The organism is Vibrio sp. SCSIO 43137 (genome assembly GCF_028201475.1).
Classification (GTDB): Bacteria; Pseudomonadota; Gammaproteobacteria; order Enterobacterales; family Vibrionaceae; genus Vibrio.
On record NZ_CP116383.1, the window covers coordinates 1,401,794 to 1,414,076 of the forward strand.

General features: G+C 47.0%; 8 protein-coding genes. 7 read left to right on the plus strand and 1 reads right to left on the minus strand.

Annotation, left to right across the window (positions count from 1 at the left end; all coding sequences use genetic code 11):
- The gene (locus tag PK654_RS06620; protein WP_271698408.1) at positions 1 to 1,449 is read right to left on the minus strand and encodes a DUF2867 domain-containing protein; all 1,449 of its coding nucleotides are present in this window, start codon (positions 1,447 to 1,449) and stop codon (positions 1 to 3) included.
- A gap of 97 nt (positions 1,450 to 1,546) precedes the next feature.
- Between PK654_RS06620 and PK654_RS06625 the strand changes: the two genes are divergently transcribed.
- The 7 genes from PK654_RS06625 (at position 1,547) to PK654_RS06655 (ending at position 12,218) form a co-directional block, all read left to right on the plus strand.
- Complete coding sequence (locus PK654_RS06625) at positions 1,547 to 2,926, plus strand: MATE family efflux transporter (RefSeq protein WP_271698409.1); 1,380 nt, start codon at positions 1,547 to 1,549, stop codon at positions 2,924 to 2,926.
- 198 nt (positions 2,927 to 3,124) lie between these two features.
- Positions 3,125 to 3,796 carry an ABC transporter ATP-binding protein gene (locus PK654_RS06630; protein WP_271698410.1) on the plus strand — a complete coding sequence of 224 codons (672 nt, stop codon included), beginning with the start codon at positions 3,125 to 3,127 and terminating at the stop codon, positions 3,794 to 3,796.
- Complete coding sequence (locus tag PK654_RS06635) at positions 3,777 to 6,257, plus strand: ABC transporter permease (RefSeq protein WP_271698412.1); 2,481 nt, start codon at positions 3,777 to 3,779, stop codon at positions 6,255 to 6,257. The genes PK654_RS06630 and PK654_RS06635 overlap by 20 nt, the downstream gene beginning before the upstream one ends.
- Before the next feature lies 1 nt (position 6,258).
- Positions 6,259 to 7,365: a lipocalin-like domain-containing protein gene (locus tag PK654_RS06640; protein ID WP_271698413.1), complete on the plus strand. Its 1,107-nt coding sequence runs from the start codon at positions 6,259 to 6,261 to the stop codon at positions 7,363 to 7,365.
- A 301-nt stretch (positions 7,366 to 7,666) separates the two neighbouring features.
- Positions 7,667 to 8,842 (plus strand): Na+/H+ antiporter NhaA, encoded by a 1,176-nt coding sequence (gene nhaA / locus PK654_RS06645; protein WP_271698414.1) that lies wholly within the window; start codon positions 7,667 to 7,669, stop codon positions 8,840 to 8,842.
- Positions 8,843 to 9,252: 410 nt separating this feature from the next.
- Positions 9,253 to 9,879 carry a TetR/AcrR family transcriptional regulator gene (locus PK654_RS06650; RefSeq protein ID WP_271698415.1) on the plus strand — a complete coding sequence of 209 codons (627 nt, stop codon included), beginning with the start codon at positions 9,253 to 9,255 and terminating at the stop codon, positions 9,877 to 9,879.
- 56 nt (positions 9,880 to 9,935) lie between these two features.
- Positions 9,936 to 12,218 carry an acyl-CoA dehydrogenase gene (locus PK654_RS06655; RefSeq protein WP_271698416.1) on the plus strand — a complete coding sequence of 761 codons (2,283 nt, stop codon included), beginning with the start codon at positions 9,936 to 9,938 and terminating at the stop codon, positions 12,216 to 12,218.
- Positions 12,219 to 12,283 lie beyond the last annotated feature (65 nt).

A 12,283-nucleotide genomic window follows, 5' to 3' on the forward strand; every position in this document is an offset into this window, starting at 1 on the left:
TCAGGCTCTGTTTTTCAGGGCGGCGGCTTTACGGTCGATCGCCCTGACCATTCCTCGGAATATAAACAGGTGCGCAGGCATCATAGCGAACCAGTAGAGTAGTCCCCTGAATCCGGCAGGGTGCCACCACGCCCGCACATCCAACTCTCTGTAATCACCGTGATCTGTTATGGTGCATTCCAGTCGTCCTAAACCGGGCGCTTTCATACCGAATAGCAATGACAAGAACCGATTCTTTTTGCAGCGGATCACTTTCCATGAGTCGATATGGTCACCGATTTTAAGTTCCGGCCCGGCCGGAGAGCGCCTTTTGGGCAGGCCTCCGCCAAAAAAGATATCCAGCCACTCCCGTGTACGCCATAGTGAGTTGGCAAAGAAGTAGCCTTCTTTCTTGCTGCCTATCTGTTTAACTACCTGCCATAACTCTTCGCTACTCAACTGGGTTTTTATAGAAGAACCGGCGTTTTTGGCGTAATAGCCATAGCCGGGCTGCCAGCGTTTTAAGGCGGCAGAGTCGTAACCCCAGATATTGCTTCTTACAAACTCACCCTCTGAACGGATTGAACTGAATACCGCATCTTTATAGCGGATTAATATTTGCGGGTATTTGGTTCTGATGGCTTGTGAGTCGGCAATATAGTCGTGTTCCAGTCCGGCAAGTAATGCTCTGCCGATATTGGACGGGACAGAAGTGACTAAGCCCAGCCAGTATGAGGCCATTTTAGGTGTCAGTAGTGAAGTCGAAACCAGCCTCAGCGGGCGGTTAACAGCCTCACAAATCACAGCAAACTGGTCACGGTAGCTAAGTACATCAGGGCCGCCCACTTCGTAGTAGAGATGCTCGGTCGGGGACTCTTCGAGCTGGGCAAGCAGATAATGATTAAGGTTTTCTAGTGCAATGGGGTTGGCTTTTGAATCCACCCATTTAGGTGCAATGAGTATCGGCAGGTTATAGGTAAAATCCTTCATGATCTCAAACGCGGCAGAACCGGGGCCGATAATCACACCAGCACGAAGTTCGGTAACGGGAACACCAGCCTGACGAATGATCTCTCCGGTTTTTTTGCGGGCAATAAGGTGTTCTGAGTTGCCTGTCTGAGGCTGGATAGCACTCAGGTAAACCACATGCTTTACCTCACTTTGAGCCAGTGCATCTCTGAAGTTATTGGCAAGAGAGATTTCATAGTCGAGAAAGTCATGGCCGTGAGCCATACCATGGACAAGAAAGAAGACTAAGTCATGCCCTAGTACAACCTTTTCGGTTTCCTCTTTATCAACCAGATCCAGATAGCAAATGGCCAGATTGTCATCGGGTTTTACCCGCGCTTTCAGATAATCGATGTTCCTTGAAGCCGCAGTGACCTTGTGTCCTTCAGATAGTAATAGGGGAATAAGCTGGGATCCGACATAACCGGAAGCACCAAGTACCAATATTTTTTTCTGTTCCATTTAAGACGAGTTCCTTTTTTATGGTGATTGATGCGTATTGGGCGTAGAATGCCATTTAATCCCGTCCGGCAGCTTCTTTCCCTTCATTGAGGTCTTAATGAACAATACCTTATCACTAGTTTACCAGCATACAAAAGGCGATTTTCTGCGTCGTCTGTTTGCTATTGCCCTGCCAATAGCACTGCAGAATATAATGTTCTCCAGCCGTGGTCTGGTGGATGTACTGATGCTGGGTCAGTTAGGTGAAGCAGATATTGCCGCTGTAGGGGTGGCCAGCCGGGCCATGTTTGTGACCACCATTATGCTGGTGGGGGTAAACACAGGCGGTGCTTTGTTAACGGCGCAGTACTGGGGGGCAGGTAACAGAGATGGCGTGCGCGCGAGTACCGCCCTGACCTGGGTAATTGCTAACCTGTTTGCCCTGTTAACGGTTGTCCTGTTTATGATGTTTCCTGAGCAGGTTATGGGGCTGGCAACGGATTCCGCAGAAGTAACTCAACTTGGCAGTGAATACATTGTTATCACCTCATTAAGTATGTTTGCCGTTGCTTGTGTCAGCAGTATGGCGGTTGGCTTAAGGGCCATGCATAAGCCGGGCATCAGTACCTTTTTTAGTGGTATCGGCATTCTTTCCAATGTGTTTCTTAACTGGGTTCTTATTTTCGGTAATCTTGGTATGCCGGCGCTGGGCATTAAGGGCGCGGCTATTGCCACTGTGATGAGTGGTGCCATTGAGATTGTCTGTCTGTACTACTATCTCTACTCCAGAGATAATTTGCTCGCTTTCAGGTTATGCGATATCCGTGTCGCTATGCAGGGTACTAAGGTTTATCGCTTTCTGAAACTCTCTCTTCCCACCACCTTTAACTTCTTTATCTGGGCTGCCGGTATGTTTACTTATCATGCCATTATGGGCCAGACAGGGGTGCAGGGTTTGACTGCGCTCTCTGTTATGACGCCGGTAGACTCTATTGCCTTAAGCCTGCTAATAGGAACCTCTAATGCCGCCGCAGTATTAACGGGAAATCAGATCGGGGCAAAACGTTATGATGCCGTCTATTACCAGTCAGTCGGTTTGCTGTTTTTAAGCATCGGCCTTGGTTTTTGTGTCGCTATTCTGCTTTATCTGGTGCAGATACCCATTCTGGACTCGTTCAGCGCCCTGACTGCTGAAACCCGCCAACTGGCGGATAAATTTATGTTGGTACTTTGTGTTGCTATGGTTATTCGTTCGATTCCCCTTACCTTGGTTGTCGGGGTATTAAGAGCGGGAGGCGATGTTAAGTACTGTTTGTATCAGGATATGATCACTCAGTGGTTTATCGGTATTCCCGTTGCGGCGGCCGCAGCGATTTACTTCGGTATCCGGCCTGAATGGGTATACGCTCTATTTTTGCTTGAAGAGGTGATTAAGTGCTTTACCGCCATCGCCCGGCTAAGAAGTAAAAAGTGGATTCGCAACCTTATTGAGCATTAACTCTTTACCTGTCGGCGATTTGAGCAGAAAGGTGCTATTTTTTTCGTTTTGCAAAAAAAATTAGTCAAAATAGGACACGAATCGTTCAGTTTTTCATATTCAATTTAAATAGTGTGATCAGCTATTCAAAACACTTTGAGATTGTGCGGTTTTAGTGTAGATTCACATACCCAATTTGGAATTGTTGAGAGTGATTTAATGCTTAAACTTGTCAACCTGAGTAAAGGTTATGTTGATGGAGGTGAGTTCCATCCTGTACTTCAGGGCGCAGACTTAGTATTAAATCAGGGTGACCAACTGGCACTGATGGGAGAGAGCGGTTCAGGCAAAAGTACTCTGCTCAACCTGATTGCCGGTCTGGATGTCGCTGACAGCGGTGATATCACCTTTCCTGACTTCGATATGAATGACAGTTCTGAAGTAAAAAAGACCGCCTACCGCCGCAATAATATCGGCCATATCTTCCAGCAATATAACCTGCTACCGACTCTTAACATTGCCGACAATATTCGTTTCTGCCGCCAGCTTAAAGGTTTGCCGGAAGATAAAGGTTTATGGCGTCAGATCCTCTCTTCTCTTGATCTTATGGCTCTGTTGGGACGTTACCCTGAAGAGGTGTCCGGTGGCCAGCAACAGCGCGCAGCGATCGCAAGGGCGCTTTATATGGAGCCGAAGCTTCTGCTGGCTGATGAGCCAACTGGTAGCTTAGATGAACGAAATGCCGAAGCGGTAATGCGCCTTCTGACCTCGCTGGCCAAGCAACTTAACACGACGCTGCTTCTGGTCACTCACAGTGAAAAAGTGGCGCAACATATGAACGGCTGCATCCGCCTTCAGGGAGGGCAGTTGCATGTTATGGCCCGTAGTTAAAGCGCTACTTGGCCACTACCGTCGTCATCCCCTGCAACTTCTATTGGTTCTGTTTGGCCTGACACTCGGTGTCTCTATCTTTGTCGGTGTAACGGCGATAAACCATCACGCTAAAGAGAGCTATAAAGACGGGGAAAAGTTTTTCTCTAATCCTCTGCCTTACCGGATAACACCTAAGTTTAATGCCAATAAAATTCCGCAGGGTTTCTATATTCAGCTGCGTCGTGATGGTTTTCATCAGTGTGTGCCGTTTGATACGGTGCAGATAGAAACCGAAAAAGGGCAGGATATCTCTCTGGTGGGCATAGATCCTGTTGCTATGATTGAGCTCGGGTTATCAGTCGGTTCAAACCAGCTTTCTCACTTTCAGTTAATGCAGCAGGGCTCGCCGGTTCTGCTAAGTCAGGAGCTGGCATCTCATCTGAGAAAACAGGCCGGTGATCAAATTGAGCTTAAGAATGGCATCTCTCTTGGCCCGGTTATTATCGATAATAACAAGCTGCTGGACGGTACTCTGATTGTTGCCGATATGTCGCTGGTTCGCTCTTTAAAGAGGCAGGGTGGGTTCTCATCTATTGCCTGCGCCAATATGCCGGAACAGAAGCTGAAAAGACTGAAGGGCATGATTCCTAACGGAATGGAGTTCTCTAAAAACTCTAAGGCGGAACTTGAGTCTATTACTCAGGCATTTCATATGAACCTGACGGCTATGGGGATGCTCTCCTTTGTGGTCGGTCTTTTTATCTTCTACCAGGCGATTTCACTCTCTTTTATTCAGCGTCAGCCTATGGTGGGAATTCTGCGTCAGGCTGGTGTTTCAGGCTGGCAACTTGCCAAAGCTCTGATTCTTGAACTGGTAATATTGATTCTATCCGGCTGGATCTACGGCAATGTATTCGGCTTAATGCTGGCCAATAAACTGATGCCGGCCGTATCGACCACGTTATCGGATTTATACAATGCTAACGTAAGCCTTACCATCGACTGGGACTGGATGTCGATGGTGCAGAGCCTTGGAATGGCGGTTTTCGGTACCGTACTGGCCTGTACCTGGCCTATGATTCGTCTGCTGCGCTCTCAGCCTATCCGCCTGACAGCCCGGTTATCTTTGGTTCGTTTTGCCGGGCGAGAGTTCTCATGGCAGGCGTTTGTTGCCTGCGTACTTTGTGTGATTGCTGCTGCTTTGTATCAGGTGTCTGACAGCCCTCAGGTGGGCTTTGTTATTGTGGCGCTTCTGCTGATCAGCGTTGCCCTGTTTATGCCGTTCGTTATCTTCGAGCTGTTTACGGTTTTGTCGTTTTCACTTAAGTGGGTTAAAGCACGCTGGTTCTTTGCCGATGCGGCGGCAAGTATGAGCTTTCGTGGTGTGGCAGTGATGGCCTTTATGTTGGCTATGTCTGCGAACGTTGCGGTAGAAACCTTAGTTGGGAGCTTCCGCGAAACAACAGATAACTGGCTGAATCAAAAGCTAGCCGCTGATATGTATATTTATCCGACCAGCAGTTCTGTGTCGCGCATCAGCCGCTGGCTGGAAAATCAGCCGGAAGTCGATGATGTCTGGTGGCGCTGGGAGAAAGATGTCAGCACATCAAAAGGCATGCTGGAAGTGGTCAGTACGGGGCAGAGTCTGGCAGAAAGAAATGCGGTTACGGTGAAACTGGCTATCCCTAATTTCTGGTATCACCTGAACAGTTCCCGAGGCCTGATGGTCAGTGAGTCTATGGCTCTTAAGGATGGTATCCGTCCCGGTGATTATATTGCCCTCGGCAGTGCTGCAGACTCTTCAATAGCGAACAACCGTCCCGCAGATAAATGGCAGGTTGTTGGTGTCTATTACGATTACGGTAACCCATATCGTCAGGTGCTGCTATCACACAATAACTGGATGAGGCTGTTTGACGGCAAGGGCAATGTTGGGCTTGGTGTTGTGCTAAAACCTGATGCAGAACATGCCGCTCTGACCGATAAGTTGCAGGCCTCTTTCCGTATGTCGGCGGAAAGAATCTTTAACAACAAGGATATTCATAGTCAGGCGATGAGAGTGTTCGACCGGACATTCGTTATTGCCGACACCTTGGGTAACCTGACTTTGATTATTGCGGTTTGTGGTATCTTCTTTGCTACCATCGCCGGTGAAATCTCTAAACAGAGAAATATTGCCTTACTCAGATGCTTTGGTATGTCCGGTAAAGAACTGGTGTTTTTGAGTTGTTTGCAGCTGTTTGTCTTTGGGGTGATTTCTGCGTTGGTGGCCATGCCGCTGGGACTGGCTCTGGCTCAGATAATGGTGGAAGTGGTGCTGAAAGAGTCTTTCGGCTGGACAATGCATCTATACGTAATACCCTGGAAATACTTTAATACCTTTATGTGGGCTATGATCGCTCTGGTGATAGCGGGGGCGATTCCTGTGGTGGGTATGGTAAAACGAACGCCGATGAAGTCCTTAAGGGATGCGTTGTAATATGAAGCTTAAAGGGGTTCTCAACAGCGCATTATTCGTTATTGTGGTAGCCGGAATAGCCTTTTACTTTTCTGCTTTTCAACAGCAGCCGGGCGAAAGTGTGTCTGTTAAATTACACAGCACCTATGGGGTAAACCCAGCTGCCACCTTTGATCCTGTTCTTCCTGACTCAACCGTTACATTTCCACAAGATTTTGCCTTTCACCCCGGCTTTCAGAATGAAACCTGGCACTATTCAGCGCATCTGACCGACACAAAAAATAATCGTTACTCGGTGCACTGGAACTATCAGAGAGTCTCCCGTGATGAGGATATCTCAGGTGGATGGAAAAGCTCCCAGCTCTATATTGCCCAGATTATTGTCAGTTCCGACAAAGGTGTCTGGCGCCAGCAGCGCCTTGCAAGGGGAGGGCTGGGGCAGGCAGGATTAAGAACCCGTCCATTCAGACTCTGGATTGATAACTGGTTGTGGCGCTCTGCAAGTGCTTCTCCTCTGCCCGGTATTCTGGATGTCGCAACGGATAGCTTCTCGTTGTCATTAAAATCTCTGGCGCAATCACCTTATATACCAGAAGGAGTGTCAGGTTATGTTGAACAGCATAATTTACTACCTGTTGCTTCCTACGGTTTTCAGGTTCCCTTTATCCGCGTTATCGGAAATTTGCTGCTGGACGGAAAACTGATTGCTGTTGAGGGCAGGGCAACACTGGATAAAGAGTGGCATAGTGACTCAGCGATTATGCAGGTACAGAAGCAGGCAGAGTTCGTTGTTAACCTTGACGACGGCAGGCTTGTCTCTATTCGGCACAACCGTATCAAGTCACTGCCAAGCTATAGTTTTGGCTCTGTTACCGACCGGCAAGGTCACCGTATTTTGTTACAAGACAGCGATATTGAAATAACCCCATTACAGTTGTCGCAACTATACAATGGTAAATCCCTTCCTCTTAACTGGGTAGTTTCAATCCCCAAGCTGGATGTTAAGTTCACCGTAAGCGCACTGAAGAAAGAGATGTGGCACGCCTTTATTGAACCATACTGGCAGGGGCCAGTGGCAGTACTGGGCAATAGCAAAGGAAGCGGCTCATTACGGCTATCCGGTTACTGATCTCTGTTTTAAATCCAATTAACTCCTTGTCACTTCACAGAAATTGATTGCCAAACAAGTGAAACTGTGTGCATGCGCAATCAAGATATCAGCTAAAAATATTCTAACTGACAGAAATTGTTCTACTATTTTATACAGTATTTGCGAATACTGGTTATAAATGTTGTTAGCATGTTAAAAATTCGGTATTTCCGAACTATTATCTCTGAAGAATCGATTATTCCTGTCTTTATTGAGGCTTTAAACTGCGCATTACTCGTTATGAAACAAAACTCGAATAAAAATAACAGTGAGGTGAACTTTGACTGATATCATTCGTGACTTTTTAAAAATGGAGTCTGCCGGCGGTATTCTGCTGGTGATTGCTGCTGCGGTCGCCATGGTTGTTGCCAACTCAGCACTGGGTGAGACCTATTATGCCGTGTTGCATACTTATGTTTTCGGTCTGTCTATTCTGCACTGGATTAATGATGCCCTTATGGCTGTCTTCTTCCTGCTGATTGGCCTTGAAGTGAAACGAGAGCTGATGGAAGGGGCGTTAAAGTCAAGAGAAACAGCCATCTTTCCTGCTATTGCAGCGGTAGGTGGTATGCTGGCACCGGCTTTAATTTACTCGGTATTTAACTTCTCTGATCCCGATGCCATTCAGGGCTGGGCGATTCCTGCTGCAACAGATATTGCATTTGCATTAGGTATTATGGCTCTGCTGGGCTCCCGTGTTCCTATCAGCCTGAAGGTGTTCCTGCTGGCGCTGGCGATCATCGATGACCTTGGCGTTGTTGTGATTATTGCCCTGTTCTACAGCAGTGATCTCTCTACCTGGGCACTGGCGATAGGGTTTGTTATGACTGCGGTTCTGTTTATCATGAACTCGCGTCATGTGATTAACCTGACCTGGTATTTGATAGCCGGTACCATTTTGTGGATAGCGGTTCTTAAGTCCGGTGTGCACGCAACTCTGGCGGGTGTTGTTATCGGATTCTCCATTCCCCTTGACGGAGATAAAGGGTCAGAGTATTCGCCCCTTAAACATCTGGAACATGCATTACACCCTTATGTTGCCTTTATTATTCTGCCGATATTTGCTTTTGCCAATGCGGGTATATCTCTGGAAGGGGTTTCAATGTCGGGACTTACCTCTATGGTACCACTGGGAATCGGGCTTGGATTGTTGATTGGTAAGCCTCTGGGTATATTCACTTTCAGTTGGGTTGCAGTGAAAATGGGCGTGGCAAAACTTCCGGACGGGATTAAGTTAAGGCATATATTTGCGGTTTCGGTTTTGTGTGGTATCGGATTTACCATGTCAATATTTATTTCGTCTCTAGCGTTCGTAGGCGTAAGCCCTGAGTTTGATACTTATGCGCGACTGGGAATCTTGATGGGATCAACTTGCGCAGCAGTAATAGGCTTTGTTCTTTTGCGTGTAACTCTGCCAGACAAGAAACCGGAAGCAGTAGAAAGTCAGAATTTGTAAAGCCAGATAAAAAAAGAGCCCAATCCATTCCGGATTGGGCTTTACAAATATAGGAGTTAATAAGAAAAAAAGCAGCATGTTCGCTTTCAACAGTGTGAAATCAAGGATGACCTGCAAAGCCCCCTTTCCGAATGCTCTGTTTACTTACCTAATATCAGACTTGCCTATGTGCAAACAGTTCAATTAATTTTTAATTAATTTAGAATAAATTATTAGCTTCCTCTTATGAGCACGGATATTTGCTGCTTATTCATTGATATTTATAGTTTTTCCATTTCCGGTAACAAATAAGTTTTTCAGAAAATTTTTCATTTACTTTATGTGAAAAGCATAAATGTGATGTTGCGTACTTGTTAATATTGTTTTGCGGATGTATATTTTCAAACAGTTGTTTGATACGGTTGATTGAAATGGTTCAGAAGAACAAAACAAAAGACAAAATTTTAGATGTGGCAGAGAGCCTGTTTGCAGAGCAGGGCTTTAACGATACCTCATTGCGGGCGATCACCAGCAAAGCGGGAGTGAATCTGGCTTCTGTGAATTATCATTTCGGTGATAAGAAAACCTTAGTAAGGGCGGTTTTAGACCGTTATCTGGAAGCGTTTATGCCTGCCGTTGGTGATGCATTAATAACTCTGAACCAAAGACAAGACTACAGCATGGAAGAGGTGTTTGAGACCCTCAGGGAACCTCTGCTTAAGCTGGACGAAATGAGACCAAACGGAGCCAGCCGGTTTATGTTGCTGGTGGGTAGGGGATATACCGATGTTCAGGGTCACCTGCGCTGGTTTATTACTACCAGATACAGCGAAGTACTTCGCCATTTTACTGAATCTATTATTAAAGCGGGTCCGGCTCTTAGTCCGGAAACCCTGTTCTGGCGGCTTCACTTCACTTTAGGTACTTGCGTTTTCACTATGGCTTCAAGTCAGGCGTTAGCGGAAATCGCTTTTAACGATTATGGTCAGGCGGTTGATTCTACAGTGGTCATTAACCAGCTGATTCCATTTTTAGCAGCAGGCGTTGCTGCGAAATAACATCAACATTCAAAAATTAAAGCAATAATATCGAATAGAACAAAAGGATCTGAACTATGTGCTCTCTACGTAGAAAATGGGTTAGTGACCCGGCATTTAAGATGTTTAAAAAAGTACTCCCCCCTTTGTCCAGTACGGAAAAAGAGGCAATGGAAGCTGGGAGTGTCTGGTGGGACGGTGAACTGTTTTCCGGTGCTCCTGACTGGCAGAAGCTGCATCATTACCCAAAACCAAGCTTAACCGCTGAAGAGCAGTCGTTTATTGATAATGAAGTGGAAACGCTTCTTGAAATGATTGATGACCATAAGATTGTGAAAGAGGACAGAGACCTTCCGAAAGAGGTCTGGGACTATATCCTTAAAGAGCGGTTCTTCTCTCTGATCATTTCTAAAAAATATGGGGGCCGTGAGTTCTCCTCTCATGCGAACTCAACCATCGTTTCTAAAATCGCTACCCGCAGTAATAGTGTTGCGGTCAGTGTGATGGTTCCTAACTCTTTAGGCCCGGGTGAGTTGATTACCCATTACGGTACACAGGAACAGAAAGATTACTGGCTGCCGCGTCTGGCTGACGGAACCGATATTCCTTGTTTTGCCCTGACAGGGCCGGAAGCGGGTTCTGATGCCGGCGGTATTCCTGATACTGGTGTTGTCTGTAAAGGCATGCATGAGGGTAAAGAAGTTCTTGGTATGCGTATCAGCTGGAACAAGCGTTATATCACGCTGGCTCCGGTTGCAACGGTTCTGGGACTGGCCTTTAAACTGCAGGATCCGGACGGGCTTCTGGGTGGCGGGGTTGATTTGGGTATAACCTGTGCTTTGATCCCATCTGACCATAATGGCGTTGAAATAGGTGAACGTCATGACCCGCTGGGGCTTGCCTTTATGAATGGCCCGACCCGCGGTGAAGATGTGTTTATTCCTATGGATTGGGTTATCGGCGGACAGGACTACGTAGGTAAAGGCTGGCGTATGCTGGTAGAGTGTTTGTCTGCAGGTCGTGGTATTTCACTGCCGGCAATGGGGGCAGCAGTGGGCCACCTGACTACCCGTACTACTGGTGCTTACGCTTATGTACGTAAGCAGTTTGGCCTGCCAATCGGTAAGTTTGAAGGTGTTGCAGAAGCTTTGGGACGTATTGGTGGTTTAACTTATTTGCTTGAAGCGACCCGCACCCTGACAACGACGTCACTGGATATGAAAGAGAAGCCAGGCATTGTTACTGCCATTGCTAAGTACCATATGACTGAGATGGCAAGAACTGTGCTGGATGACTCGATGGATATCCATGCCGGTCGTGGTATTCAGCAGGGGCCGATGAACTATCTGGCCAACTTCTATATTGGTGCTCCGGTTGCCATTACTGTAGAAGGCGCCAACATTCTTACCCGTAACCTGATGATCTTCGGACAAGGTGCAACACGTTGTCACCCTTATGTACTGAAAGAGATGGAAGCAGCGGCAAACCCGGATCAGGGGCAGGGTGCTAAAGAGTTTGATGAACTGCTATTTAAACATATTAAACATGGCGCGAAGAACACCTTTGGATCGCTGTTTGCCGCTTTGACTGGCTCTAAGTTTATCAAGGCAAGCATGAGCGGGCCGACCAAGGTTTACTATAAAGATTTGACCCGAATCAGCCGTGCGCTGGCGTTGAGTTCCGATGTTGCCATGGCGACGCTGGGGGGCGATCTGAAGCGTAAAGAGATGATCTCTGCCCGCCTTGGTGATGCATTGAGTTTCCTCTATATGGCATCGGCAGTGCTGAAGAAGTATGAAGATGACGGCCGTCAGCAGAGTGATCTGGATTATGTTCACTACTCGATTCAGCACTGTCTGTATAACGCGGCGAAATCTCTGCAGGAAGCTTATACTAACTTCCCTAACAAGGTTGCCGGTCGCTTATTGAAGCTTCTGGTATTCCCGCTGGGTAACCACTTTAATAAGCCTGAAGATAACCTTTCTGTGCGTATTGCGGAAAGCATTATGACTCCGGGTGCACATCGTGACCGTCTGACTCATCTTTGTTATATCGGTAATGATCCAGATGATGCGGTTGGTCTGATGGAAACCGCCTTTATTAAGATGTATGAGATTCGTAGCCTTGAGCGTAAGCTGGTTCAGGCAGCGAAAGAGGGCAAAGTAGCCCGTAAAGGTATCCTGAAAGAGAGACTTAAGCAGGCCTTTGATGCTGGCGTACTGACCGATCAGGAAGTGAAGCAGATCCTTGAGGCAGAAGCGATACGAATTAAAGCGGTACAGGTGGATCACTTCAGTCATGACTTCTCGGAGACTCTGACTCATAAGCAGTCAACACCTAAGCTAAATAGCGTCGCGTAGAATATTCACTGACGTAACTGAGGCACCTCATCCGGGGTGCCTTTTTCGTCTCAACAACTCCAACC